Genomic DNA, 25,528 nt, shown 5'->3' on the forward strand with positions numbered 1-25,528 from the left:
GAGACCCGACTTCGATGCCCACGACCCGATTCCGGAATGGATGCCCAGCGCTACGCGCCTGTGAACCGGCGCTGACTTGACGATTGCCCGTCGCGCCAGGAGCAGCCGCCACCACCACCGTTCGATCGGCCGAAGGACAGGAACGACATCATGATTCGCACCCGCACCACACTGGCCGCGCCGGCCGCTACCTTGATCGCCGCGGGCATCGTGGCCGGAATCGCTTCGACACATGCCGGCGACAGAGAGTACGCGAACTCGCCGGGCTCATCGGTCGTGGACACCCCTGAACCGGGCGACACACCCGACTCCGACCTCCCCGAGCCCGGCGATACACCCGATGAACTCGGCTAGGACGAGGTGTCCACCGATGTCAACGCATACATCGGGGCCCCGCAGTCACCCCTTCGATGCTCAGACAGACACGTCGACACCGACTCGCGGAGACCGACACCAGTCCGCCGGTGTATTCGGTCGACATCGATCTCGACGACATCCCCACCCGGACCCCGCCGGAGGCACGGGTGGGGATACGCCGTCCATGCCGCCAGAGCCTGCGGTTCTGCATTTTCTCAGCGCCTGTACGGCACCGTCGAACCTATGACCCACGCACATTCCGCGGTCGGTGCACACGCGAGGATCACGACCATCGCCGAGGACCTGCTGTGGCTGCTGCTGGACGACTTCGCCGGCAACACCACTGTCGATTCGATCACCCTGCACCGCGTGTTGGCGGGAGCGGTGCTCGCGGAGCTGCGATCACACGACGGTGCCGTTCCGCCGCGCGATCCGTTGCTCGCCACCGTGGTCGCGGGCCATCGACGCATCGTGCTCGACCGGGCCGTCGATGACCTCGCGACCGGCGTGCGCGGGCCACTTCTCGACCGGCTGTGCGCCGACCACCGCGTCGACCGGCGAACACGTCGTAGCTTCAGGTTCATTCCTCGCACCACCTGGCCGACCAGTGACCCCGCAGGCAAAGCCGAGCTCCGCCACAGCCTGCACTCCGCCGTCCTCGACGCGCACACCCCGGATACCCGAACCCTGGCCTTGATCGGTCTGCTGCACACCGCTGGAGCATTGCCGTACCAGTTTCCGCGATGGTCGCGCAACACAATCGATCGCCGAGGCCGCCAAATATGTCTCGATCATCCTGACTTCGCCGACATCATCGCCGCAGTCCGACACGCGGTCTGCCGCGCGCGCGCCGACGATTACACAGTTCGCTACGGCTTCTGATACCCCGAAGCTCATCGAGGAGCTGCACACCTCGCGACGTAACCACCGACCGGACATCCCCTATCTACGATCGAACCTCGAGCCCGAGCGCTCTGACACCCAGGCGACCTGAACGCGCCACCGATCCACACCAGGATCGAGTGGCGGTGCGTACCAACCGAACCCGGGCAGACCTTCTCCAGCAGGGCGCCGAGGTAGTTGCGTACGGCCTTCTCCAACAGCAACCCCGCCACACCGACCGGGATGGTCGCCAGGATCAGCAAAACTCCCAATCTGGCTTCCGGAGTGCGGATCTCACGAATGCGGGTCGCGTGCCGGAGTCCGACGATGATTCGTGTCCACTCCCGACGGTAGTAGACCAGCAGCGCCAGTGCTGTGGCGACGTGCAAGGCGACCAACAGTGCCAGATACGGTGAATCCGGCGCCGACATGTCCAGGTCCTTCGCCCACTGCCCACCGATCCAAGCCGGCAACAGGATGCTGTGTCCCAGACTCGACACCGGGAACAACTCACCGATCCCCTGCACGAGCAAGTCCGGACTCATCCGAGCGAGGTGAGCAGTGAAGATAGGGCACCGATTTCGGCGCTCGGATCCGGTTTACGCGCTCGGATCGCTTCGAGGACCGCGTCGATCTGTCCATCGAGAGTCGTCCACGCGGCCCGATCGATCGACCGAAGCGTCGATTCGTCTTTGTCCCATACAGTTTCGAGGTCCTTCACCCGCATCTTGGCCTCACTCTGCTGTCCGGCCCGCACCTTGGACAGTGTGTCCTGGGCGATGGTGCGGAACTTCGCGACCTCTTCCGGCGGGAAATGCGCACTCGCCGTCCCCGGAGCTACCGACATACTCACCTGCGCGCCGGCCTCGTCGTCACCACCGACAGACTCGTGTGGCTGTGTCGAGGCCCATCCGACCAGCGATACCGCGACCAAGGCGACGACCGCGAAATAACCGACCATGAGGCGCTCACGCCCGGACGAAACAGCCGATTCGGTCCGCACGGCATCGGCATCGGCATCGATGACGTCACGCCGAGTGCGGGTCAGATACACCATGACCGCAGCGATCGCGACGAGGAACACCACACTGGTGACAGCCGTACCCACTCCGAGTCCGTGATCAGCCGTCGGTGAAGCGAACCAGTCCCCGAGATTCGCCCCTAGCGGGCGAGTCAGGATGTAAGCCGACCAGAACGACAGGACTGCGTTCGCGCCGCACCGCCACCCGAGCACAACCGCTGCGATCAGCCCCGCCGGCAGCAGTACCGACACCCCAGGTCCCCACCCGGTGAGTTGCAACACCCAATCTCCCACCGCGGTTCCCAACGCGAAGGTGACCAGGACCGCGACCCAATAGAACACCTCGCGCGGGGTGGTCACGATGCTGTGGATCGACAACGTCCGTTCTCGGGCATACCAGATACCGAACACACCCGCCAACACCACGGCGAACACACTCGTGCTCACCGCCAGCGGAACCGAAAGATCATCGGTGAGGATATCGGTATACAGTGTGCCGCTCACGCTCAGCACAACCACTGTCGACCAATACACAACCGGCACATACCGATTCATCCGCAGCTGCCGGCCCAACACAGCCACCAGGACACCGGTGAACAGCGTCGCGGTCACATCCAGCCCCAACCCGAGGGTCGTGGCCATCCAATCGGCGAAACTCTCGCCCACCGTGGTGCACAGAATCTTGATGACCCAGAACCACAGCGTGACTTCAGGCACCTTGCTCAACATGCGGCCGGTCGCTCCGCCGGGATTCGTCGTCTCCGTCACAGCCGCAGACCGTACTTATCGACCGCTGTGCCAACGCTGAGGAAGTCGGCACACCAGCCCCAGAACATCGGCCCCTGGCTGCAGAACGAGGCCACGTCCAAACAGGTCTCGGCCGATAAGAGCAGGTCAGCACCTTAACCTCTCAGCGTGAGAGCCATAACGCAGTTCGTAACGCACTGTGCAGGCCCGAATTCCGCCAGTGCAAATGGCACAGCGGATTCGTTTCACGCCGACGCGCAACACTCGGAGGATGACCCACCCGAGTTGATTGCCAAATATTTGACAATATCGAAGGTCGGCGGCGCGTCGACGGATAGACATGCCGGGCCATTCCCACGGAGTCGCTCACGCGTTCCACGACCGCACAGCGCGTGGGCGACCAACGCGCTTCGCCGACGAAAGTGACCGCACCCGAAACGAGCCGGCCTCGACCAGCCTACTCAGCTGCGTCGAGGCCGACTGCACTTTTCGCTCGCCATCTCGGCGCCTCAGCCCTCGCCGCCTTGCGGTGTGGCGCGCAGTCCCCTCAGGATCACGTCGACGAGGCGTTCGCAGTCGGCTCGAAACAACTCCGCGGCGTGCCGATCGTCGCGGTAGGGAGCAAACATCCAGTGCATCAACATGCCACCGAGTATCAGGTCGGGCAGGATGGTGGGTGGTGTTCCCGGAGGAAGCTCTTCGCGCGCGACCGCTCGATTGGTCACCTGTCTCGCCGACTTTCCGAGCGGGGTGAAGATCACCTTCTGATACAAGCGGTCGAGTTCCGCGTTGCTGACACAGTCGACCAGTAGGCGATTGGCGGCTTGAGCGAGGAACGGCGTGACATACCAGCGCACCCATTGGCTCACGTAGTCGTGCACATCGGCTTCCAGACCACCCAGATCGCGGGCTGTCGGTATATTGGTGCGATCGAAAGCGGCGATGAGTAAGGCTTCACGAGTCGACCATCGCCGGTAGATCGCCGGTTTGCCGACACCGGAGACGCGCGCGACCGCTTCGAAGGTGAAACCGTGCCATCCGTCGAGCGCGTACACCTCGATCGCGGCGACCAGAGCCAACGCTTCGATGCGTGGGTCGCGCTTGCGTCCGACGGGCCGATGCGCGGCGGCAGATGACCTTTCCATACCGAGATCATCCTCCGGTGGCCCTGGCGAAGTCCCGCAGCCGCCCGGCCGCCAGCGAATCCGCGGTCGGAGAGAGCTCGAATGCCCGGGTCTTTCGACCCGGCCCATGCAACCTCCGTCGCTGCCAGGCCGTATTACGTACGTCAATCGAACGAATCATGTCGTGTCCGACGGGCCGGCTCGCCGCCAGCCACCCGGGCAGGCAGCGAACGACTTCAGCGAGGCTCCCGGACATAACCCTGACTGACACATCAACTTCAGGTGCTTCATTGGCAGTCTGTCAGCTATCGCATCGCACTGCGGCCGCTTGACCAAACTGCACACGCGCGTCGCGACGATCGCGCATCACCTCTAGAAAAGTACGCAATCCGTACGTATTGTGAAGATGGCAAGGGGCAGCAGCCCTAGGGATCGGTCGCCGATCATTCGATCCCACGACCGCGCCTGTGCACGACCGAGAGTCTGGAGAGAGCATGCGTATCGGAGTGATGATCGGGCCCGAGCGCGGTGACACCGCGCGCAAGGTGGCCCGGATGTTGGACGACGTCGAATGGGCCGAATCCGCGGGCCTGGACACCGCCTGGATTCCCCAGGTACCCACCGACTTCGACGCATTGATGACCATCGCATTGATGGGGACCAGAACAAGCCGGATCGAATTGGGCACGGCCGTGGTTCCGTTACACGCACAGCATCCGATCACTCTCGCGCGACAAGCGTTGTCCGCTCACGCGGCGACCGCCGGCCGACTCACGCTCGGCGTCGGCCCCTCACACCATCTCATCGTGCACGACATGCTCGGCCTGTCCTACGACAAACCGGCCGCTTATACACGCGACTGTCTCGACGTACTCAACCCCGCGCTACACGGGGCCAGACAGGTGGACATCCACAACTCCACCTTCACCGTTCACCACCCCTTGGACCTCACGCCGGTCGCCCCGGTGAGCGTGATGGTCTCCGCGCTCGCACCGACGATGCTGCGACTCGCAGGAGAACAGGCCGACGGCACCATACTCTGGATGGCCGACGAGCGCGCCATCTCCGAGCACATCGCACCGCGGATCACCGAGGCAGCCAGAGACGCCGGTCGCCGAACGCCACGAATCGTCGCGGGACTTCCCGTGTGCCTGTGCCGCCCCTCGGAAGTCGATGAGGCCAAAGCCCGCACCAACCGAATCCTGGGCCGAGACGAGAACTTTCCCAACTATCGGCGGCTGTTGCGACACGGGAATTCCGACACCATCGGCGACATGTGCCTGGCAGGCGACGAGGAGGCTATCGCCGCCGGACTGCGTAGATACGCCGACGCGGGCGCCACCGACATCTCGGTGCGCCTGCTACCCATCGGCGACGACCGCGATTCGTTGATCACATCCAAACATCGGACCAGACAGATGATCGCCGACATCGCCGACGAGTTGCACGGCGAGCCGACAAGCTGAGATTCGAGCTCAGGACCGGTGAGGCGACCCGAAGTGCCGCTGGTCGGCCGAGGCATCGTTGCAGGCCGCCGGCGGACGAATTTCCTCCGGTGAGCCGGAGCCGCGCAAACCACCCGAGTCGGTTCAGGGCGCGACGAGGTCACCGCACTCGAGGCCGCAGTCGATGCCGGCCAACGGCGAAACCTGGAACTACTACCACGCATGGGACCGCGCCCCGGCGCGACGCCACAATCCGCGCAAGGATGCGCTCGATCTATTGGACCAGTTGTCAACCATACCGACCGGCCCGATCACTGGAAATCATCGTCGGCTGGAATGCCCCGCGTGCACGGACTCGACCTCCCTGCGGAGATGCTCCTGCACATCGGCGAGGTTGTCTCGGCACATCGCAAGGTGAGGGTGATCGCCATCGAGTATCCGCCCGGGTGAGAGCATCGCCATCACCCCCGGCAACCACTCGACTCGCTCGTCGAGCGCCTGTTCACGGGTGCGGGCTGCGTTTGTCGCTGGAGGAAACCACCGCCACAGCATTGACCGCCCATGCCTACCCGCAGGAGTTCCGGGACGACGTTCATCGCGCTCGAGCAGAGTTCGATCGCGTGATGTGCGGTGCCAGACGTGGCGCTACGCTTCTTTCCTACGCGATGACGACACAGGGAGGGTCTCACGCATGTCGAATGTGGACCGACAGCTGCTGATCCGCGCCGGCGGCGGCGCAGATACCGCCCCGCGGCTGTCGGACTGGCTACGAGAGGACGCGAGCCTGCGGGAGCGAGCCCAGCTCCAGCACAACATGGTCCTCGAAGGCGACATGGGCGCCCCCAGCGAAATCATGACCATCGCACTCGCTTCCGAAACAGCGGGTATCATCGCCGCTGCGCCGGCTGGGTCACTGACCACCCGCCGCTCCGACATCACCCTCACCGGTACCCGCCCCAACGGCGACACGATCGGATTCGACGCCACCGGAATGTCGTACCAACTCCGAGTACTGGCCGGTCCACCCGACACACCACAGTGACGGCACGCTACCCCGACCGCGACCAGTCCCGCGCGGTACTGATCGGCGTCGGCACCTACGACCACAACGACCGGCTACCCCATATCCCCGCAGCCGCCAATAACCTCGCCGACCTGCACAGCCTGCTGACCAGCTCCAGCGGCACCCTCGACACCGTCAACTGTCGAACCGTCGCCGACCCCTCCAGCAGCTCCCACATCGGCGAAATCCTCGAACACGCTGCCGAACAAGCCGGCGACACCCTGCTCGTCTACTACACCGGCCACGGTCTCCTCGACCGCCGCGGCCGACTCCACCTGGCCTTGACCGGCACTTACCCCGACCTCACCAACTACACCGCCCTACCGTTCGCCACTCTGCGCGAGACCATCCTCGACAGCCCCGCCGCCATCCGAATCCTCATCCTGGACTGCTGCTTCTCCGGCCGCGCTTTCGACGCCCTCACCGACGGCCCCGACGCGATCCTCGGTCAAGCCGACATCGCAGGTACCTATACCATCACCTCGTCCGCCCGCAACGAAACCTCTTATGCACCACCAGGACAACGCAACACGGCCTTCACCGCCGCCCTCCTGGCCGCCGGAACCGACACTCCCGGACTCATCCTCGACGACCTCTACACCCATACCCAACAACGTCTTCACCGCCACGGATACCCCCGACCTCAACGCAGAGCGGTGGATACGGCAGGCCAAACCATCCTGTTCAACCGCCCGAGCCCCACCCCACCGGCTGGCGAGAAAGCCGAACAGATTCCCACTGCCCGAACTATCGTCTTCGGCCCCGACCACCCCGACACTCTGACCGCCAACCACGAACTCGGCATCAGTTGCCGGTTGGCAGGCAGGTTCGCCGACGCTATCGACGTCTTCGAAGCAACTCTTGCCACACGACAACGCGTCCTCGGAACCGAACACCCCGAGACTCTCTCCACCAGAAGCGAACTCGGCATCACCTATCAGCTAGCGGACCGTGTCTCCGACGCCATCGACCTCCTCGAAACAACCCTTGCCACACAACAACGCGTCCTCGGAACCGAACACCCCGAGACTCTCTCCACCAGAAGCGAACTCGGCATCACCTATCAGCTAACGGGCCAGGTCGCCAACTCCATCGACATCCTCGAGCCAACTCTCGCCACACAACAACACCTCCTCGGAACCGAACACCCCAGTACCCTGTACACCACCAGCAGCCTCGGCGTCGCCTACCGGCTAGCGGATCGTGTCTCCGACGCCATCGACCTCCTCGAAACAACCTTTGCCACACAACAACGCGTCCTCGGAACCGAACGCCTCGACACGCTGTTCACCGGCAGCAACCTCGGCACCGCCTACATGCAGGCAGAGCGGTACACCGACGCCATCGACCTCCTCCAATCGACCCTTGCCGCACAACAACGACTCGTCGGACCCGAACACCCCGAGATCTTGTTCACCAGCGTCAGCCTCGGCACCTCTTACCGGCTGGCGAACCGAGATTCCGACGCGATCGACATCCTTCAATCGACCCTTGCCCTACAACAGCGCGTCCTCGGAACCGAACACCCCGACACTCTTTACACCAGAAGCGAACTCGGCGCTGCCTTCCATCAGGCAGAGCGGTACACCAATGCCATCGACATCCTCGAACCAACTCTTGCCGCACAACAACGTGTCCTTGGCCCCCACAACCCCCACACTCTCTCCACCAGAAGCTCACTCCGCACCGCCTACACGCAAGCAGCTCGGACCCACGGTTCCATCTGACAGGCCCTTGTCATCGCCTGTGACTACACACAACGACATAGACGACGGTTGTCCGGTCGCGGCACTGGCGGGCGACGCATCCCGGTCACCGACCGCCGACGCGGCATTCGGCGCAGGCTTCGATCGATACGTCGACTGGGTGTGGACGGCGTTCGGGATCTTGCACCGAGTCAACGCGTCGGCTCGACGGACAGGCTCTTTCCGTCGAGTACGCACAGCGCCCATCGGTCCTTGCCGTCACGCTTGGCTCGGTAGAGTTCGCGGTCCGCGGCATCCAGCAGAGTCTCCGACCGTGTTCCCCAGATGGCGGCCACCACCGCGCCGATGCTCGCCGATACCGGGATCTTCCTGCGATCGACCACGATGGGGCGGGTGAAGCCGGTCAGCACCGTGTCGGCGACCGCGGCGATACGGCGGTCGTCGGCCCGCGTCACCAAGACCACGAACTCGTCTCCGCCGAGACGGGCGATCAGGTATTCGTCGGCGGCGCAGCATTCCCGCAGCCTGGTGGCCACCGCGGACAGGACGCGATCACCGACACCGTGACCGTAGCGGTCGTTGATCGCCTTGAATTCATCGATATCGACGTAACACAGTCCCACCCGGTCCGTGGTCGCCGCGTCCAGACACAGTCGGTCGATTCGCTCGAGCAGGTAGCGGCGGTTCGGTAGGCCGGTGAGCACATCGTGTCGGGCTTGCCAGTGCAGTTCCTCCTGCAAGCGGTGTCGCTTGGTGATGTCCTGGCCGACCGCCAGCAGAAAGTCGGCGTCGCCGTTCTTGCCGCGCACGTAGGTGATGGAGCAGGCCAGCCAGCTGAAGTGACCGTCGGCGTGCTGCACCCGGCTTTCGGTCCGCACGGTTCCTTGGCGCTCCGCGACGAGCCGCTCGGATACCAACCGACGGATTCCGGCGACCTCCTCCGGGTGCGCGAAATCGAAGATCGACATCCCACGCACGTCCTCGACGGACCGACCGACCGAATCGGCCAGACAACCGTTCACCTCGACGAGCGTGCCCTCGATGTCCGCGATCCCGATCGCCACCGCGACATTGTCGAAGACCATGTGGAACAATTCCTCGTCGCGCGCCACCGCGGCCCGATCCGCGAGCGAACGCCTCGGCTTCGACAGCGACGCTCGGAGGGGCTCGATGCCGTGCCCTCGACCGATCGCCGCGGCCAACATCGCCATGCGCAATCCCCCGTCCGCCCGCTCACCACGCTCGGCCAGCTCGTAGAGCACCCGCGTCGAGATCAGCGGCACTTCGGCGTCGACGAAGCCAAGCGAGGCCAACGTGGCCCCGATACGCACCCCGATCTCGACGTCGAAGGACTCGACGTTCAGCCACCGCTCCACCGAGTCGACCAAATCGTCTAGCACGGCACCGACGGACGCCGCAGGCATCGATGCGACAGCCGTCGCATCGAGTGCGCGGGTCCAGCGTGACAGCAATCGCGAGCGCGCGAGTTCATCCATTCCGATCCTCGTACGGCCATCCGGGCGATCCACTCCGACCACCCCGCCGCCGCACCCACCATAACGCCGCGCCATCAGCCCCGATGAACTTCCGACGACTCCGCGGCGATCGGCCCGACCCGTTGCGCTACCGCCGATGGTCATCTTCTCGGACCGGGTGCCGTCGACCCGCGAGGTGTGGATCGGCGACTCGACAGCATCCGTTCCCGGCGCCGGTGACAGGGCGACGACACCCGCGGTCTCACACCCTCAGAGCGGGGTTACGCGCATGTAGGCGACGATCTCGAAAACCGGCTGGTCCTTCCCCGAGGAGCGCCGGTTCGCGTCGTCGACGAGCCGGTCCGAATCGGCCGATCGCGCCGCGACACGCTTCGCGCGCCCGCGACACGGTCAGAACACCTTGCGCATGATCCGCAGGTCCCGGTCGCTGTAGGGCGGGTAGACCAGCCGCAGGTCCGGGGTGAAGGTCTTGCGCAACACCGATTTACGGTGACTCAGCGTCTCGAATCCCCACCGTCCGTGATAGGCGCCCATGCCGCTGGCGCCGACGCCGCCGAACGGCAGCTGCGGCGCCAGGCAGTGCATCGCCACGTGGTTGAGTACCGCGCCGCCGGAGGCGATCGAGTCGACCAGTCGTCGTTGCGTTCGCGACGATTTGGCGAAGTAGTAGGCGGCAAGCGGCTTGGGCCTGGCGTTGACGAAGGCGATCGCCTCTTCGATGGTGTCGTAGGACAGCACCGGCAGGATCGGGCCGAAGATCTCGTCCGTCATCACCGGTTCGGCGGGGTCGGGATCGACAAGGACGGTGGGCTCGATCATCGACGTCGCCTTCGTCGAGCCGCCGCCGAGGACCACCTTCGCGGTGGTCGCGGCGAGATATCCGGTGAGCCGCTCCCACTGCCGGTCGTTGACGATGCGCCGTCCGCCCGCTTCGTCTTCGCGGGTGAATTCGCGCACGGTGGCGACGATCTTGTCCACCAGCGTGTCCCGGATCCGTCGGTCGGCAAGCACGTAGTCCGGCGCGATACAGGTCTGTCCCGAGTTCAGCAGTTTCACCCAGGCGATCCGGCGGGCGGCGACGTCGAGGTCGGCGTCGGCGGTGACCACCACCGGGCTCTTGCCGCCGAGTTCAAGGGTCACCGGGGTCAGCTGGGGCGCCGCGCCCGCCATGATCTTGCGTCCGATTTCGGTGCCGCCGGTGAACAGGGCGTGATCGAAGCCGCAGGCGAGCAGATCCTGGGTCACCGCACCGTCACCCTCGATCACGAATACCGCTTCCGAATCGAGATATTCGGGCACGAGGCGGGTCAACAGCGCGGCGGTGGCGGGCGCGAGCTCCGAAGGTTTGAGGACCGCGCAGTTGCCCGCGGCGAGTGCCGCGACGAGCGGGGCGAGAGTCAGATACACCGGATAATTCCACGGTCCGATGATCAGCACGACCCCCAGTGGTTCGTACTGTATCCAGGCCGAACCGGGATACTGGTTGAGCGAGAGCGGTTGACGCCGTTTGCGCATCCAGCCGCGCAGATGTTTGATCGCGTAGCAGGCTTCGCCGCGAGTGGAGGCGATATCTCCCAGCCACGCCTCGGCGGGACCGCGACCGAGGTCGGCGGCCAGTGCCGCCGCGATCTGCCCCTCTCGCTCGTCCAGCATCCGAACGATATTGCGCAACTGGGTGATACGCCATTTCCGGTCGCGGGTCCGGCCGTCGGCGAAGCCGCGCCTGGCACGGGCGAGGATTTCGGCGGGCGCTACCGACGGCCCTGTCGTCGATGTGGACATCTCACCTCCATGAGTGATCCGCCTGCCGCGAGGCGGCGGGGTCGGGGTCGGACAGCGCTGCTCATCGGAGCGTGACCGGCATGTGTTTGACGGCGCGGACGAAGTTCCCGACCATGTAATCCGGTTCGCCCACTTGGAGATTCGGCACGCGGCGCACCAGTTGGTCGAATATCTCGCGCAATTGGATCTTGGCCACGACAGTGCCCATGCAGTAATGCGGACCGCCACCGCCGAATCCGAGGTGCGGGTTGGGCGAACGGGTGATGTCGAAGACGTGCGGATCGGCGAAGACGGACTCGTCACGGTTGCCGGAGGAGAAGATGGTGGCCACCCATTCGCCCGCGGCGATCTCCTGGCCGCCGAGTACGGTGTCGCGAGTCGCGGTGCGCCGGAACGTCATCACCGGTGTCACCCAGCGGACGAACTCCTCGATCGCGGGACCGATTCGTCCTTCGAAATCCTGGGCGAGCAGCGTGCGCTGGTCCGGGAAGTCGGCGAGCGCTTTGGCTCCCAGGGTGATGGTGTTGCGGGTGGTGTCGTTGCCCGCCACCGAAAGCAGCACGAAGAACGACGCGATCTCCTCGTCGGTCAGCCGCGCGCCGTCGACCTCGGCTTGCACCAGATTCGTCATCAGATCCGAGCCGGGTTTGTTCCGTCGGTGCTGGGCCAGGTCGATACCCATCATCAGCAGCCCGACCAGCGCGTCGTTGAGCGCCTCGACCGGCGCACGGCCTCCGGTGACCTCCTCGTCGGCCCACGCCACCATCGAATCGGCCATGCGCGCGCCCTCTTCGCGCAGCGAAGCGGGCAATCCGATCATTTCGTAGATGGTCCACATGGGCAGGCGTTTGGAGACCTGGGTGACGAAATCGCAGTCCCCGGCGTCGAGCAGGTCGTCGACGATGACGCGCGCCTGATCACGGATCTGGTCGTGGATCTTTGCTATCTGTTTCGGCGTGAAGGCCGAACTCACCAATCGGCGCAGTGCGGGGTGGCGCGGGGCGTCCATCGCCAGGAACGACGAGGCGGCTTCGAGGATGTCGGCGGGGACCTCTTCGAGTTGGATGCCGAGGCCGGAGCAGAAGATCTCGGGCTTCTTGCTGACCTCGGCGATCAGCCGGTGGCTGGTGACCGCCCACACCCCGGCGTTCTCCGGCGGCATGAGCGCGCCCTCGATCGGCGGATGCCAGCTCACCGGACGTTCGGCGCGCAGCACCCGGAAGGTTTCGTCGCGTTCCTCGGCCGTCGCGGACCAGAAGGCCAACGGCGAGATGCTGAGCGGATCGTAAGTACGTACGGTCGGTTCCGCGGTAGCGGTCATGAGAGTCCTCCGGTGGGATCGAGTGATGGGGCGGTCACCGCGCGGGCACGTACCGCTGTTCCAGTTCTCGTTTGACGAGCTTCCCGGTCGCGGTGCGCGGCAGCCGGTCCACGAAGTCCACGCTCTTGGGCGCCTTGTAGTGGGCGATCCGGTCCCGGACGTGGTCGATGATCTCGGTCGCGAGTTCTTCGGTGGCCGCGACCTCGGGACGCAGTTGCACGACGGCCTTGACCTGCTGGCCCATCTCGGGATCGGGAACGCCGATGACGGCGACGTCGAAGATCGCCGGGTGCAGGGCGAGCAGGTTCTCGATCTCCTGGGGGTAGATGTTGACGCCGCCGGAGATGATGACGAAGGATTTGCGGTCGGTGAGGAACAGGTAGCCGTCCGCGTCGACGTAGCCGAGATCGCCCACCGCTGTCCAGGTCGGATGATCGGGATGCTGTGCGGTAGCGGTCTTTTCGGGATCCTTGTGATAGGCGAACGGCAGCGTCTCGCGTTCGAAATACACCGTGCCGACTTCGCCCGAGGGCAGTTCCGCGCCTTCGTCGTCACAGATGTGGACCGGTCCGAGCATGCTGCGCCCGACCGAGCCCGGTTTGGCCTCCCACTCCTGGGTGGTGATCACGCTCAGACCGTTGCCCTCGGTCGATCCGTAGTATTCGGCCACGATCGGTCCCCACCACGCGATGACGGCCCGCTTCACCTCCGGCGGGCACGGGGCCGCGGCGTGCACGACGAGCCGCAGGCTCGACACGTCGTAGCCGGCGCGGGTGTGCTCGGGCAGTTGCAGCATGCGCACGAACATGGTCGGCACCATCTGGGTGATGGTCGCCCCGAACCGCTCGATCGCCTCCAGCGCGTCCGTCGCGGTGAACTTCTCGAGCAGGACGACGGTGCCCCCGTAGGCGTGAATCACCCCGCACCAGCGCAGCGGCGCGGCGTGATAGATCGGGGCAGGCGACAAGTACACGTCGTCGGGACCGAGGGAGAAGAGTTTGCCGACCACCGCGGTGAGCGGGTCGCCCGGCTGGTCGACGGCGAACGTGGGCAGCGGGGGTTTGATGCCCTTGGGCCTGCCGGTGGTCCCCGAGGAGTAGAGCATGTCGATCCCGCGCGGTTGCTCGGTCAACCGCTCCCCCGCGCCCGCGAGCGCCTCGGTATAGGGGTCGTATCCCGCGACGGGGCCGCCGAAGGCCAACCAGTGCTCGACCCGGGGCGCCAGTGTCCGCACTCCGCGCGCGAGATCGGCGACACCCGAGGAGGCGATGACGGCCTTGGCGTCGCTGTCGTCGATGATGTAGGCGACCTCGGCGGCGGTCAGATGCGAGTTCACGGCGGTGATGTAGAGGCCGGAACGCAGTGCCGCCCAGTAGATTTCGAAGCATTCCGGGGCGTTGTCCGACAGCATGGCCAGCACGTCGCCCGGCCGTAGGCCCAGGTCGTGCAGAGCGCGCGCCAAGCGCGCGGAGTTCTCGTCCAGTTCGCGGTAGGTGATGGTGCGCCCGGACCCGGCCAGCACCACGGCGGGCTTGTCCGGTGTCGTCTGCGCGTGTACGCCAGGAAACATGGGATCGGTACCTCTTCTTCGGTATTTCGGTCGCGACGCGGGTCAGACCAGCAGGTCCGCGCGGCCGTCGCGGCGGAGTTGTTCGACGTAGACGGGGTAGAGCCGCGACCCGAGCGGGGCGAGCTTGAGCATGCTCGCGACATTGCCGGAGACCTTGATCCGACCGCGCGCCATGGCGAAGGGCAGGTTGACCTTGCCCTGCCAGTAGGCATTGCCGGTGTCGGCGTCCATGCGCATGTTGGCGGTGGAACCGGCCAGGTGCTCGGCGCCGAGGCGCACCGCGCGGGCCGGTGCGTCGATCACCAGAACCGCGTCGGGACCGGAGAATTCGAAGGCCAGTACCACACCGGTGGCGACCAGCTTCGGCCCGATCTCGGGATCTTCGAACGCGGCCTCGAAGATTCCGCCGATGTATTTGCGGATCTCGTCCGCGTCCTTGAAGCTCATCTCCGGCTCCTTTGCGGCGCGGGACAGAGCCCGCGCTGAAATATAGATTCGATTAATTTCCACTCCGCCTTCGCGGCAGGGCACGGGTAATGCGACGCGGGCGCGGTTGCGATGGCGCGGTTCCGGCGCCGAGTGGAGTAGGGGTATCGTAGACATAAGTCGACTTATGCCACAAGGTGCGGACCGTCTACCACGGAGGATCATGGCAGCCATCGCCACAAGGGAGAACTATTTCGAAGCGGCGTTCGCCCTGTTGTCCAGCCGGGGGTACGGCGCGTTGAAGCTCGCACCGGTCTGCGAACACCTCGGCGTCACGACGGGGTCTTTCTATCACTATTTCAAAAACTGGCGCGACTTCACCGCGCAGTTCCTCGACCACTGGCTGGCCAGGAGCACGACGCAGCTGGTCGAGTTCGTCCAGCGACTCGACAGCCCGATCGACCAGCTCGACGCCCTGCTGCATTTCGCGGTCTCGCTGCCGCACCGCGCCGAGGCCGCCATCCGGGTGTGGAGCACCGTCGATGCCGAGGTCGCCGCGATCCAGCGGGCGGTGGACGAGCAACGCCGCCAGGTCGTGCTCGCCGCCGCACGCCAGGTCTTCGCTGACGACGAGGAGGCGCTGCGCCATGCGCAGTGGGGCACCTACCTGCTCGTCGGATATCAGCAACTCGACGCGGGCGAAGGCGACACCGCACCGCTGGAATGGGCGCTGGCCCGACTGCTCGACGAATTCGCGCGGCGGCGTGAGCGGCAGCGCACGACCGGGAGGACGGCTGCGCCCGCCGCCGCTACCGAGGCGAAGCGCCGGGAGTGAGACCCACATCGGAACCGCCTATCTCGGTGATCGCCCATTGATCGCGGCTGTCGATGGTGAGCTGGTAGGCGGCGGTCGATTCGATGCCGTCCGGCGCCTGGCTGTTCTTGGTCAGCACGCTGACGAAGCAATCCACCGAATAGATCCCCTCGTGCCGTGAACGCACCTTCGCCGCGATGGGTTTCGACGTGGAGATCCATTGCAGCGGCGTGATGATCTGTTCCATGGAGGTCGCGGCACGGGTGAGCCGGTCGGTCAGCTCGGGTGCGGTTCCGGCGGTGAGCCTGCCGCGCCACGCCGCCAGGTCGTGGAAATCCATCTCGGCCGCGCCGAGGGCGTACGCGGTGGCGACCTGCTCGGCGCGAGCGGCGTCCGCGGCCGCGGATCGCTCGGCGGCCAGGTCGCCGTTCTTGGCGTTGACCTGGTAGCCGAGCACCGCGACGGCCGCGACGAGCGCGAGTATCATGCAGGCCGTCAACAGGGTCCTGACCTGGATCGACGAACTCGCGATCCGTCTGCTTCGGCCCGTCACCGCCCGCACGTGTTCCGGCTCGGCCGCGGTGTCCGGTTCGGCGTCGACCGTATCGGCTCGCACCGCTGTCTTCTCGGTCATCAGTACTTCCTCACTTGTCGCCGAATCATCTACGCGGCGAACGGATATGGATGGTCATCGCGTCCCCGGAGGCGGTGGCCGCCAGCGCGTTGTCCAGGAATCGGCCGATATCGACGCCGCGCAGCGCGGCCGCGCCCGCTCGCGTACCCGGCAGCAGTCGCGCGCCGATGATTCCGAGGTCGTCGGCCGTCAGGTCGAGGAACGCCTGCACCTCGTCCAGGAAAGGGCCCGCCCCGTACTTGATCCCGTCGCGCAGCGGGCCGAATTCGACCGCGAAATGCATTCCGTCGATCATGTCGGAGAACCCACGTGCGAACGGGGCGAGATTCGGGCCCGCGCCCGCCAGATCGCCAGGCAGCCAGGCGCTGTCGAGCAGCAGCGGCTGCATGGTGCGCAGCAGCGTGGTCAGGTTGCCCGATTGCGCCGTCACCGCGTGCGCGAGCAGCTGCCCCGCCCGTTCCAGATCGCCCAGTACCCGGACCTCCTCCGGCAGCGCGACATTCAGCACGGCGAAGATGTCGCGGATCCGATCCGGTTCGACCTGACGCAGCAGCCGGGTCAGCCGCGCGGACAGTTCCTGCAACGTGGTCGGGACGACCACCAGCGCGGGATCGACGGTGGCGCCGTCGCTCAGATACGGTCCCGAGGATGTCGCGGGCAGCACCGAGAGATAGGTCTCGCCCAGCGCGGAGAGATTGTCCACGCGATAGCGGCTGCGCACCGGTATGTCGTAGTCGCGGTCATAGCTCCACGACACGTCGACGCGGTCCGGGTAGGGCGAGATGTCGGTGACATATCCGATGGGCACGCCGCGCAACAGCACCTTCGAGCCGACCACGAGTCCGTTGGTGTCGGGCAAGGCCATCTCGGCCGTACGGACGTGGTCGAACGCCCCCGTCTCCAGGCCGAGCCGGTCGACGCAGACGATCGAGGTCGCCGCGACGGCCAGCATGCCGAGAATCGAAAGCCCGGTCCGAAGCATCATTTCACCGCTCCCAGCATGCGCAGCACCCGCTCCATATCGGCGACGAGTCGCACGCCGTCGGCGGATTCCACCGAGGTGATGTCGACGCCGGGGCGGGCCAGGAACGGCAGTACGTTCATGCGCAGGAAGTGCGCCAGCTTCGCCGACGTCGACGGGGCCTGATCCCACACCCCGCGAATGACCGCACCGGTGTCGGCCAGCGCGTCGAGCATCGGCACCAACCACAGCCCGCCTTCGAAGATGCTGCCGATGGAGGGCAGCACCAGACTGACGTAGGAGACGATGCTCACCGCCCAGCGCTGCCAGTAGTACGCACCGGTGTGGGAGTCGGCAGGGGCGAACATCAGGGCCAGCACATCGGACCGGTCGCCCACCGCGACGGCGGTGGCGTTCGCCCCTGTCAGCAACCGGTCGATCTCGTCGGTGTCGCGGGCCAGGTCATCGAGGTCGGTCGCTACCACGGCCGCCAGATTCCGCACTTGCGGCAGGGCGGGCAGGACGGAGTCGACCGTGCCCATGGTGTCCTGGACCTTCCGGATGCTGCCGCCGTTGACGAAATAAGCGAGCACCGCCATGGTGTCCTCGAGCTGCGGCGGCGCGGTGGTCCGCTCCACCGGGACTACACCGCCCGGCCCCAGATACGCTGTCCGCGTATCGTTCCCGTCCCGGAGCAGGGCGATGTAGGTGTCGCCGAGCAGGGTGTTCTGCCGGATCACCGCACGCACCTCGACCGGCACGTCCGTGCCCGCTCGCACCCGCACGGTCACCACGGCCGCGGTGTCGGTCACCTCGACCGAGCGCACCACGCCGACCTGGTAGCCGTCCAGGGTCACCTCGGCGCCCGAGGGCAGGTTCATGACTCCGTCGAAACGAATGGTGATCTCGTAGCCGTCATCGATGCCTGCGCGAACCGAGGGCAGATCCTCGGGCCCGAGGGAGCATCCTCCGGCACCGAGAACCGCGCAGCAGATCAGCGCCGCACCCACAGCGTCGCGCATCCGAGCGGTTCGCCTCATCGGTTGGCCTCCGCGATGATCAGGTCGAACAATCCGAGCGCTGTCCCCGTCCGCCCGTCGTACTCGAGGGTGAGCGCCGCGTCGGCGCTCTGCTGACGCAGGACGGCGGCCGCGGCGGGCAACGTGTCGAGCAGCTCGGCCAGATCCCCGGACCTGGTCGCGGCGAGATGGACCACGTCGGCGACCGTCCCTTTCGCGAACGGCCAGATTTCCGCGCCGTAATTGCGCTGGATGTCGTACAGCACCGCCGTCAGCCACCCGACGCCGCGCGCGACCTGTTCGACGCTCGGCCACAGATCTATTCCGACCGCGGCCACCGTGGGGAGTTGGTCCATGATCGAGCGGATCGTCGCCCAGTGCCGCAGTGCGTCCTCGGTCAACGGCGCCATGTTCTCGATACTCGCGCCGATGTCGGCCACAAGCCGGTCCGGGTCACTCGCCGCGGCCGAGGCGTGCAGCAGCATCGCCCGCGCGTTGTCGCCGTTGCCGCGCAGCGCGTCGTCGAGCCCGATGACGGCCGCGCGCAGTCCTTCGCTGTCCTCGGGGGCCAGGGCGTCGATGAAATCGGCCGCGGAGCCCGCGATCTCGGCGATGCTCTTCGGTGTGAAGCTGTGCGCGAGTGGAATACATTGTCCCGCAACCAGTTCCGGACCGGTATCGTAGTTGCCGACCAGCTCCAGACTGCGGTCGGCCAGCAGCGATTTCGAGCGGGTCACCGCCTTGACGTCGAGCGGATACCGCCGCCCGCCGTCGAGCACGAACGATACGAGAACTCGTTCGCCTTTCGGCTCGACCCGCTCGATCTCACCGACCCGGTACCCCATCTGCGTCACCGGATTCCCGGCGTACAGACCCGCCGCGTCGGGCAATTCGGCGCAGTATCCGGCGCGGTGGTCGGGCGTGATGTCCCCGCTGACCCAGTACCCCGCTACGGTCACCGCCAAGGCGGCCGTGCCCGCGGCGCCCGCACGCAGCATTCGTCCATATCTACGCGACATCTCAGCACGTCCGTCCGGGTACCGGAACGCACAGCTCCGGAACCGACAGGGCGCCCGCGCCGATCTCGGCCAGTCCCCGCGGGGTCAGCCACTGCGCGAAGATGCCGCGCATCTCCTGCAACCGGTCAACGACCGGCCCCAGTTCACTGTCGAATTGTGCCAGCGCGGAACGTAATTCGGTGGCAGCGGCCACCACTTCCGCCTTGTGGCCGAGGTAGAAGCGTTCCAGTGGTTCGATGCGGTGGAGCACGTCGCCGAGTAGCCGGTACGCCTCGTTGAATCCCGCGTGCACCGTGTTGTAGGTCGACAGCATGATATCGACGCGGCGGACCAGGTCGAAGACGAAGTCGCGGCTGCCATCGAAGGTCCGCAGATACTCCGCCGCCAAACCGGCCACGGTGGCGACCTGCGTGCGCTGGCGGTCCAGAACGGCGGCGACGGAACGCATTCCGTCGATCATCGAACCGACCGATTCCGGGTTGTGCCGCAGCGCGGTCGCGATCTGGTCGATGTTCCGCTCGACCGTCGCGCCGTCCACCTTGTCGGTCACCGTCGGCGCGGCTTGTAGGACATCCCCGATGGAATAGGGAACCACGACTCGGTCCGCCGGAATCACCTCGGTTCCCAGCGGCCGGTCCCCGAGCGAGACGAGCGTGACCGCGTATCCGCCCACCGGGGTGAGCATGCGCACCTCGACCCGCGACCGGTCGCCGACGAAGGTGGCCTCATCGATGTCGGCCCGCACCCGCACCGCACGCGCCCCGAGGGACAACTCGCTCACCCTGCCGACCGTGATGCCCGCGACCCGCACCTCCGCACCCACTCCGATCGAGGCCGCGTCGGTGGTCTCGAAGACGACGCCGACCCGACCGGGCGGACGGACATACAGCAGGACCGCGCCCGCGAGCACGATCGCCGCCACCGCGACCACCGCGCCGCCGAGCAGCACATCGCTGCCCGCGAATCGGCTGATCACCGCGCGCGGACTCATTTCGCGTGGCATATCACGACCTCGCTCCCGTTGAGCAGTACCTCGATTTCGGTCGGCAGCGTCGCGACGCCGTTCGCACACGTCACGGCGCCCGCGCCGCCGGGTATCTGGAGTCCGGCGATGGCGGCGGGCAACAGCCGAACGGCACGCGCGGCCTCGGTGGTGGAGGCGAAGTTTCGCGCGAGCAGCGCGTCGATGTCCATGTCGTTGGTCAATCCCAGTTCGGTGACGATGCGGTGTACCGGGCTCATGAACTCGGGGCCGAATACCGAGGTCTTCTCGAACTCGGCGAGCACCGTCAGCGCCTGGTCCACCGGAATACTCAGTGCCCGGAGGAATTCCATTACCTGCGGGGAACGTCCGCCCATGCCGTCGGAGATCCGCCACAGATTGGCGACCAGGGTGGAGACGACCTGTTCGCGGTCGCGGGCCAGATCGGCGAGTCGCTGGACGCTGTCGAGCATCGGTGCGAGTCCGCCGCCGTCACCCTCGAGCAGCGCGATGGCGTTGGCGGTGAAGGTGTTGATCTCGTCGGTGCTCATCGTGGTCAGCACCGGCTGCAAGCCGTTGAACAGTCGGGTGATGTCGAACGACGGCTTGGTGCTCGCGGCCGCGAGTCGGTCCACCGGCGCGCCAGGTCGGGTCGGCTGCCGGAAGTCGATATAGCGCACGCCGGTGAGGTTTTGGTATTTGATCGCCAGCTCGGTCGCATCGGTCAGCCGATAGGGGTGTTCCAGGGAGAATTCGACGCGCGCGAGACTTTCCCCGCCGCCGCGCACGAGTCGGACCGAGACGACCTTCCCGATTCGCACTCCCCTGCTGCGCACGTCGCCGTTCACATGCAGGCCCGACGCATCGGTGAAATCGGCGACGTACGTCTCGGTTTCGCCGTCGACCGGATTCTTGATGGCGTTCAGCACGACGACGAAGAGCAGGGCGGACACGACCGCGGCCGCCAGCACTTTCGTCAGTGTCAGCAGTGTGCGAGTGCGGCTGCTCATCGCGGCGCCTCCGATTCGGCGGGCAGGCCGAGCCGGGCCAGTGGCGTGGCGAGTGCGGGCAGGTCGTCGAGGACGAGCCGCACGCGCAGCCGTCGCTGCTCGCCCGTACCGGTGAAGGCGGCGTCGTACCGGTCGACCAATACCGAGAGTTCATCGAGCGCGGCGCCGTCGTCCAGCAAGTGCGGGACGGTGTTCGCCACGGTCGCGACGAGTCCGGCCGTAGGCTCCAGCTCGTGCCGGTGCGAAGCGAGCAGCCTGCCCAACGACCCGAAGAGATTGTTGGCCGCGAGATACAGGCCCGCGTCGGCCTGGTCCATCGCTTCGTCGTCGACGCGGTATCCGCCGTCGGCAGTGCTGTTGAACTCGGTGTCGAACATGTTGTAGAGCGCCTGGATCGTCTGGGTGCTGAAACCGGGCAGCACCGCCAGAACATCGTCGGCCGCCGCGAGCAGGTCGCTGGGCAGCGCGCGCTGGGTGACGGCCACTCGGTCGGCGACGAGGACACCGGTCTCGAGCAGCGGGGTGAGACCGTCGGTGTAGCGGATGACCTTGTTCAGCGTGGCGATCATCGAGTCGGTCAGCGTGCCGTCGATGACGAGCGAACCCTGTTCCAGCATGGTCGACATGGTGAAATCACCGGCGGGCATTCGGGTCAGCGACCGCGGCCCGGTCAGCGGTGCTCCCCCTGGCCTGCTCACCAGATTCACGGCGGTGATGCCGAAGTAGTTCTGCGGCCGGTAGTCGAGGTCGAAGGAGTCGGTCAGGCCGTTGACGCGGTCCCGGCTCAATTCGATCCGCAGACGCAGTGTGTGACGGCCGGTGGCGTCCACCGAAACGACCGCACCGATCCGCGCTCCGCGCGAGATCACGGCCGTGCCCTCGGTGACGCCCGGTCCGACATAGGGGACCTCGATCGACACCGGCAGCCCGTCGGGCTGGGCGTAGCGCGGCCGTATCCACCCGAACGCGAGCACGGCGACCACCGCGACCGCGATCACGGCGCCCGCCGCGAGCAGTACCGTCACCCGCTGCGCGCGGTCGCTGCCGCGCAGAAAGTCCTGATTCCTCGACTGTGCCATCCGCCTACCCCTTGAACACCAGCAGCGGACTCAGACCCCAGATCGCCACCGTCAGAGCGAAGTTCATCACCACGATCGCCACCAGACTGGCCCGGATGGCGCGACCGGAGGCCGCGCCGACGCCCGCCGGTCCACCGGAGGCGAAATAGCCGTAGTAGCAGTGGATCACGGTGACGACAGCGCAGAACAGCACCGCTTTGCACACCGAAGCGATCAGATCGTCCATGGTGAGGAATTGGGCGAAGTAGTGGTCGTAGGTGCCCGCGGGTTGTCGGTGCAGGACCTTCACGATCACACCGCCGGTCAGGAAGCTCACGACCAGCGCCATGAGATATCCGGGCAGCACCACGAGCATGCCGCCGATGAGCCTGGTGCCGACCACGAATGGAATCGCGCGCAGCCCCATCGCCTCGGTGGCGTCGATCTCGTCGGAGATGCGCATCGCGCCGATCTCGGCGGTCATCCGGCAGCCCGCCTGCGCCGCGAATCCGATGCCGGTGATGATCGGGGCGATCACGCGGATATTGCCGAACGAGCCGATGATTCCGCTCAGCGCGCCGAAGCCGAGCAGGTTCAACGCCATGAACGCCTCGATGGCGACGACCGCGCCGACGGCGACGCCGAGGAAGAACATCAGGCTCACCACCCCGCCGTCCACGATCAACGAGCCACTGCCCCAAGCCATGTCGTTCATGGTCTGCAGCGTCTGGCGGCGGTAGTGGCGCACCGTCGTCGGCAGCAGGTAGAGGGTCTTGGCGACGAAGATCGTCACCTGGCCGATCTCTTCGCCGATGTCGAGGACGCCGCGACCGAGGGTGCGCAACGGGCGGGGTACGAGAGTTGCCATATTACGCCAATCGGGCCGGGAAGAACATCATCTGGAGCTGGCTGATGAGCAGATTCGACAGGAAGATGCAGAACACGCTCAGCACCACCGACGCGTTGACCGCGTTCGCCACGCCCTTGGGCCCGCCCTTGGCCTCCAGCCCGCGCAAGCTCGCGACGAACACCACGATGGTGGCGAAAACGAGCGCCTTCAGCACGGAGAACAGCAGATCGGTCGGTGTCGCGAAGGCGCCGAAGGACTGCCAGAAGCTGCCGGGCACAACGTCGTTCACGTTCGCCGAGATGATCAGCCCGGCGGCGACTCCCGCGGCGATGATGAGGACGCACAGCATCGGCGAGATCGCGATCATGGCCAGGAAGCGCGGCATGACCAGGCGCTCGACCGGGTCGACGCCCATCACCCGCATGGCGTCGATCTCCTCGCGAATGGCGCGCGCGCCGAGATCGGAGGCGATCGCCGAGGCCGCGGCGCCGCTCATGAGCAGGCCCGCCGCCATCGGCGCGCCTTGGCCGACCACGCCGAGTCCGCTGGCCGCACCCGCCAGCGAATTCGCGCCGACCTGATTCATGATGCCGCCGACCTGCACCGAGACCTCCGCCCCGATGGGCACCGCCATCAGCAGCGCGGGCAACGCGGTGACCTTGAGCAGCAACCACATCTGGTCGACCACCTCGGACACGGGCAACCGCAAACGCACCGAGTCGAGGACGGCGTAGCGCACGACCGCGGCAGCCAGACGCGCCGCGCGACCGAGGGTGGCCAGTGACCGAACAGGGGCCTGCCGCAGATGCGCGCCGAATCGGCGCGCGGGTGAAGCAGCCCCGGGAGGCGGCTTGGATGGTTCCGCGTCGATCGAGGCGAGCGGACGGAGCAGGGTGGCGCTCATCGAATCCGGCTGCCTTCGTGCCGATTCCGCTGCGCGGATGGGTGTTTCATAGTTGTTCCCTGCCCTTGACGCTGGATCGGCGCAACCGATCGGCCTCCGAGCGCACCTGCCGATGCGCGAAGAATTTCGATCTTGGATTAGATAGTTATCGCTATGGGTAGCGACGACGTAGACTTTGCGCAGCTCCGACGGAAATCGCATCCCGCGCATATATTTGCTCTACAAGAGCAGTTTTCACGCGCAGATCGTGTTCTGGATCACTCTCTCAGCGTAGCATAAGTCGAGTTACACACAAGAGTAAAATAAACTCTGCATTAGAAAATCTGAGCACGGATACAGACCGAGTCATGCACACCGAACGCACCGTGAGCAGGATGCGCGTGGTGGGATCGCCGTGCGATTTTCGAATGCGGAGCGTTGTCGACCTTCGTCGCACTCAGTCGGGCGGGGCCGTGACGCCGATCCTGGCATCGTAGGCGCCGCGCGCCTCGTGGTCGACGACGAGGAAAGTGCGGTCGGCGCCGATGAGATGGTTCAGCCGATCCCGCAGGCGGCGGCCGAGCAGGGGTTGCGTACGGGCGATCACGCCGACCGCGGCGGGCAGATAGAGGTCGGGTTTCCTGGCGACGACCGCCCCGACGATGGCCTCGGCGACTTGTTCGGGCTCCAGGTTGGCGATGAACTTGGTGCCCGTGGTTCCCGAGATCAGGTCGGTATTGGTGAAGGAGGGCAGCACGCAGGTGAAAGACACTCCGGTACCGGCGAATTCGACGCGTGCGGTCTCGGTCGCGGAGATGACGGCCGCCTTGCTCGCGGCGTAGATCAGTCCACCGGGCACCGGCGATTTACCCGCGATCGAGGCGACGTTCACGATATGACCGCTCCCGCGCGCGATCATGGCGGGCAGCACGGCGCGCATGCCGATGACCGCCCCCGCGACATTGATGTCCAGCGCGCGCTTGGACAGCGCGTTCGGCTCATCGAGGAACGGGCCGATCGGCATGATGCCCGCGTTGTTGATCAGGACGTCCACCGCGCCGAAACGGGATTCGGCCTGCCGTAGGAACGCGGCGAACGAGTCCTCGTCGGTGACGTCGAGCCGGACGGCTTCGACGTCACCGCCGAGTCGCGCGCCGGACGCCTTGACCTCGGCCTCATCGATATCGCCGAGGACCACGCGCGCACCGTACCGGTGCGACGCCGTGGCCGTGGCCAGTCCTATGCCGCGCGCCGCGCCGGTGACGGCGACGACCTTGCCGGAGAGCGTACGGGTGATTCGGGATTTGTTCATGACTGCCTGATTTCGTAGCGGGTCGCGACTTCCTCGCGCGCCCGGG

The 25,528-nt window shown here is 66.1% G+C and carries 24 protein-coding genes; 5 read left to right on the plus strand and 19 right to left on the minus strand.

Features of this window, described 5'->3' with window-relative positions; genetic code table 11:
- Positions 1-50 precede the first annotated feature (50 nt).
- A complete protein-coding gene (locus IT779_RS10385; RefSeq protein ID WP_196149013.1) occupies positions 51-284 on the minus strand; it encodes a hypothetical protein in 234 nt (77 codons plus the stop codon).
- A gap of 316 nt (positions 285-600) precedes the next feature.
- Between IT779_RS10385 and IT779_RS10390 the strand changes: the two genes are divergently transcribed.
- Positions 601-1,239: a GOLPH3/VPS74 family protein gene (locus tag IT779_RS10390; RefSeq protein ID WP_196149014.1), complete on the plus strand. Its 639-nt coding sequence runs from the start codon at positions 601-603 to the stop codon at positions 1,237-1,239.
- Positions 1,240-1,250: 11 nt separating this feature from the next.
- Here the strand turns inward: IT779_RS10390 and IT779_RS10395 are convergent, their stop codons facing one another.
- The 3 genes from IT779_RS10395 to IT779_RS10405 form a co-directional block, all read right to left on the minus strand.
- Entirely contained in the window at positions 1,251-1,784 is a 534-nt protein-coding gene (locus IT779_RS10395) for an undecaprenyl-diphosphate phosphatase (protein WP_196149015.1), read from the minus strand.
- Positions 1,781-2,989, minus strand: a complete 1,209-nt coding sequence (locus IT779_RS10400; RefSeq protein ID WP_196149172.1) for a COG4705 family protein — start codon at positions 2,987-2,989, stop codon at positions 1,781-1,783. Before IT779_RS10400 ends, IT779_RS10395 begins: the two co-directional genes overlap by 4 nt.
- Before the next feature lie 527 nt (positions 2,990-3,516).
- Positions 3,517-4,152, minus strand: coding sequence for a TetR/AcrR family transcriptional regulator (locus IT779_RS10405; protein ID WP_196149016.1), 636 nt, complete (start codon positions 4,150-4,152; stop codon positions 3,517-3,519).
- Between the two features lie 473 nt (positions 4,153-4,625).
- Between IT779_RS10405 and IT779_RS10410 the strand changes: the two genes are divergently transcribed.
- From IT779_RS10410 to IT779_RS10420, 3 genes are all read left to right on the plus strand, one after another.
- A complete protein-coding gene (locus IT779_RS10410) occupies positions 4,626-5,597 on the plus strand; it encodes a TIGR03564 family F420-dependent LLM class oxidoreductase (RefSeq protein ID WP_196149017.1) in 972 nt (323 codons plus the stop codon).
- 670 nt (positions 5,598-6,267) lie between these two features.
- Positions 6,268-6,618, plus strand: coding sequence for an effector-associated constant component EACC1 (locus IT779_RS10415; protein ID WP_196149018.1), 351 nt, complete (start codon positions 6,268-6,270; stop codon positions 6,616-6,618).
- Positions 6,615-8,366, plus strand: a complete 1,752-nt coding sequence (locus tag IT779_RS10420; protein ID WP_196149019.1) for a caspase, EACC1-associated type — start codon at positions 6,615-6,617, stop codon at positions 8,364-8,366. Before IT779_RS10415 ends, IT779_RS10420 begins: the two co-directional genes overlap by 4 nt.
- Positions 8,367-8,536: 170 nt before the next feature.
- Here the strand turns inward: IT779_RS10420 and IT779_RS10425 are convergent, their stop codons facing one another.
- The 5 genes from IT779_RS10425 to IT779_RS10445 all read right to left on the minus strand — a co-directional run bounded on the left by IT779_RS10425 (position 8,537) and on the right by IT779_RS10445 (position 14,961).
- A complete protein-coding gene (locus tag IT779_RS10425) occupies positions 8,537-9,745 on the minus strand; it encodes a diguanylate cyclase domain-containing protein (RefSeq protein WP_196149020.1) in 1,209 nt (402 codons plus the stop codon).
- A 486-nt stretch (positions 9,746-10,231) separates the two neighbouring features.
- Entirely contained in the window at positions 10,232-11,623 is a 1,392-nt protein-coding gene (locus IT779_RS10430; protein WP_196149021.1) for an aldehyde dehydrogenase family protein, read from the minus strand.
- 61 nt (positions 11,624-11,684) lie between these two features.
- Positions 11,685-12,944 (minus strand): cytochrome P450, encoded by a 1,260-nt coding sequence (locus tag IT779_RS10435; RefSeq protein WP_196149022.1) that lies wholly within the window; start codon positions 12,942-12,944, stop codon positions 11,685-11,687.
- 34 nt (positions 12,945-12,978) lie between these two features.
- Positions 12,979-14,514: an acyl-CoA synthetase gene (locus IT779_RS10440; RefSeq protein WP_196149023.1), complete on the minus strand. Its 1,536-nt coding sequence runs from the start codon at positions 14,512-14,514 to the stop codon at positions 12,979-12,981.
- A gap of 42 nt (positions 14,515-14,556) precedes the next feature.
- Positions 14,557-14,961 (minus strand): SCP2 sterol-binding domain-containing protein, encoded by a 405-nt coding sequence (locus IT779_RS10445; RefSeq protein WP_196149024.1) that lies wholly within the window; start codon positions 14,959-14,961, stop codon positions 14,557-14,559.
- Positions 14,962-15,163: 202 nt separating this feature from the next.
- On the opposite strand from IT779_RS10445, the gene IT779_RS10450 reads away from it, so the two are divergent.
- Positions 15,164-15,775: a TetR/AcrR family transcriptional regulator gene (locus tag IT779_RS10450; protein WP_196149025.1), complete on the plus strand. Its 612-nt coding sequence runs from the start codon at positions 15,164-15,166 to the stop codon at positions 15,773-15,775.
- On the opposite strand, the gene IT779_RS10455 is transcribed toward IT779_RS10450, so the two are convergent.
- From IT779_RS10455 to IT779_RS10500, 10 genes are all read right to left on the minus strand, one after another.
- A complete protein-coding gene (locus IT779_RS10455; RefSeq protein WP_198428341.1) occupies positions 15,750-16,388 on the minus strand; it encodes a hypothetical protein in 639 nt (212 codons plus the stop codon). The genes IT779_RS10450 and IT779_RS10455 overlap by 26 nt on opposite strands.
- 25 nt (positions 16,389-16,413) lie before the next feature.
- Positions 16,414-17,373 (minus strand): MlaD family protein, encoded by a 960-nt coding sequence (locus IT779_RS10460; RefSeq protein ID WP_196149026.1) that lies wholly within the window; start codon positions 17,371-17,373, stop codon positions 16,414-16,416.
- A complete protein-coding gene (locus tag IT779_RS10465) occupies positions 17,370-18,389 on the minus strand; it encodes an MlaD family protein (protein ID WP_196149027.1) in 1,020 nt (339 codons plus the stop codon). Before IT779_RS10465 ends, IT779_RS10460 begins: the two co-directional genes overlap by 4 nt.
- A complete protein-coding gene (locus IT779_RS10470) occupies positions 18,386-19,387 on the minus strand; it encodes an MlaD family protein (RefSeq protein ID WP_196149028.1) in 1,002 nt (333 codons plus the stop codon). Before IT779_RS10470 ends, IT779_RS10465 begins: the two co-directional genes overlap by 4 nt.
- 1 nt (position 19,388) lies before the next feature.
- Positions 19,389-20,390 carry an MlaD family protein gene (locus IT779_RS10475; protein WP_196149029.1) on the minus strand — a complete coding sequence of 334 codons (1,002 nt, stop codon included), beginning with the start codon at positions 20,388-20,390 and terminating at the stop codon, positions 19,389-19,391.
- Positions 20,375-21,379: an MlaD family protein gene (locus IT779_RS10480; RefSeq protein ID WP_196149030.1), complete on the minus strand. Its 1,005-nt coding sequence runs from the start codon at positions 21,377-21,379 to the stop codon at positions 20,375-20,377. Before IT779_RS10480 ends, IT779_RS10475 begins: the two co-directional genes overlap by 16 nt.
- Positions 21,376-22,458, minus strand: a complete 1,083-nt coding sequence (locus tag IT779_RS10485) for an Mce family protein (protein ID WP_196149031.1) — start codon at positions 22,456-22,458, stop codon at positions 21,376-21,378. The genes IT779_RS10480 and IT779_RS10485 overlap by 4 nt, the downstream gene beginning before the upstream one ends.
- 4 nt (positions 22,459-22,462) lie before the next feature.
- A complete protein-coding gene (locus IT779_RS10490) occupies positions 22,463-23,305 on the minus strand; it encodes an MlaE family ABC transporter permease (RefSeq protein WP_196149032.1) in 843 nt (280 codons plus the stop codon).
- Position 23,306: 1 nt separating this feature from the next.
- A complete protein-coding gene (locus IT779_RS10495; RefSeq protein ID WP_196149033.1) occupies positions 23,307-24,191 on the minus strand; it encodes an ABC transporter permease in 885 nt (294 codons plus the stop codon).
- Between the two features lie 436 nt (positions 24,192-24,627).
- Positions 24,628-25,482 carry an SDR family oxidoreductase gene (locus IT779_RS10500; RefSeq protein ID WP_196149034.1) on the minus strand — a complete coding sequence of 285 codons (855 nt, stop codon included), beginning with the start codon at positions 25,480-25,482 and terminating at the stop codon, positions 24,628-24,630.
- Between the last annotated feature and the right edge of the window lie 46 nt (positions 25,483-25,528).

It is taken from the genome of Nocardia bovistercoris (assembly GCF_015674855.1).
Classification (GTDB): domain Bacteria; phylum Actinomycetota; class Actinomycetes; order Mycobacteriales; family Mycobacteriaceae; genus Nocardia; species Nocardia bovistercoris.

Bases quoted from the DNA above. Each gene is read 5' to 3' on its own strand.
- IT779_RS10390 (WP_196149014.1), top strand. From the start codon at position 601: ATGACCCACGCACATTCCGCGGTCGGTGCACACGCGAGGATCACGACC.
- IT779_RS10395 (WP_196149015.1), bottom strand. From the start codon at position 1,784: ATGAGTCCGGACTTGCTCGTGCAGGGGATCGGTGAGTTGTTCCCGGTG.
- IT779_RS10400 (WP_196149172.1), bottom strand. From the start codon at position 2,989: ATGTTGAGCAAGGTGCCTGAAGTCACGCTGTGGTTCTGGGTCATCAAG.
- IT779_RS10405 (WP_196149016.1), bottom strand. From the start codon at position 4,152: ATGGAAAGGTCATCTGCCGCCGCGCATCGGCCCGTCGGACGCAAGCGC.
- IT779_RS10410 (WP_196149017.1), top strand. From the start codon at position 4,626: ATGCGTATCGGAGTGATGATCGGGCCCGAGCGCGGTGACACCGCGCGC.
- IT779_RS10415 (WP_196149018.1), top strand. From the start codon at position 6,268: ATGTCGAATGTGGACCGACAGCTGCTGATCCGCGCCGGCGGCGGCGCA.
- IT779_RS10430 (WP_196149021.1), bottom strand. From the start codon at position 11,623: ATGTCCACATCGACGACAGGGCCGTCGGTAGCGCCCGCCGAAATCCTC.
- IT779_RS10435 (WP_196149022.1), bottom strand. From the start codon at position 12,944: ATGACCGCTACCGCGGAACCGACCGTACGTACTTACGATCCGCTCAGC.
- IT779_RS10440 (WP_196149023.1), bottom strand. From the start codon at position 14,514: ATGTTTCCTGGCGTACACGCGCAGACGACACCGGACAAGCCCGCCGTG.
- IT779_RS10445 (WP_196149024.1), bottom strand. From the start codon at position 14,961: ATGAGCTTCAAGGACGCGGACGAGATCCGCAAATACATCGGCGGAATC.
- IT779_RS10450 (WP_196149025.1), top strand. From the start codon at position 15,164: ATGGCAGCCATCGCCACAAGGGAGAACTATTTCGAAGCGGCGTTCGCC.
- IT779_RS10455 (WP_198428341.1), bottom strand. From the start codon at position 16,388: ATGACCGAGAAGACAGCGGTGCGAGCCGATACGGTCGACGCCGAACCG.
- IT779_RS10460 (WP_196149026.1), bottom strand. From the start codon at position 17,373: ATGATGCTTCGGACCGGGCTTTCGATTCTCGGCATGCTGGCCGTCGCG.
- IT779_RS10465 (WP_196149027.1), bottom strand. From the start codon at position 18,389: ATGAGGCGAACCGCTCGGATGCGCGACGCTGTGGGTGCGGCGCTGATC.
- IT779_RS10470 (WP_196149028.1), bottom strand. From the start codon at position 19,387: ATGTCGCGTAGATATGGACGAATGCTGCGTGCGGGCGCCGCGGGCACG.
- IT779_RS10475 (WP_196149029.1), bottom strand. From the start codon at position 20,390: ATGCCACGCGAAATGAGTCCGCGCGCGGTGATCAGCCGATTCGCGGGC.
- IT779_RS10480 (WP_196149030.1), bottom strand. From the start codon at position 21,379: ATGAGCAGCCGCACTCGCACACTGCTGACACTGACGAAAGTGCTGGCG.
- IT779_RS10485 (WP_196149031.1), bottom strand. From the start codon at position 22,458: ATGGCACAGTCGAGGAATCAGGACTTTCTGCGCGGCAGCGACCGCGCG.
- IT779_RS10490 (WP_196149032.1), bottom strand. From the start codon at position 23,305: ATGGCAACTCTCGTACCCCGCCCGTTGCGCACCCTCGGTCGCGGCGTC.
- IT779_RS10495 (WP_196149033.1), bottom strand. From the start codon at position 24,191: ATGAGCGCCACCCTGCTCCGTCCGCTCGCCTCGATCGACGCGGAACCA.
- IT779_RS10500 (WP_196149034.1), bottom strand. From the start codon at position 25,482: ATGAACAAATCCCGAATCACCCGTACGCTCTCCGGCAAGGTCGTCGCC.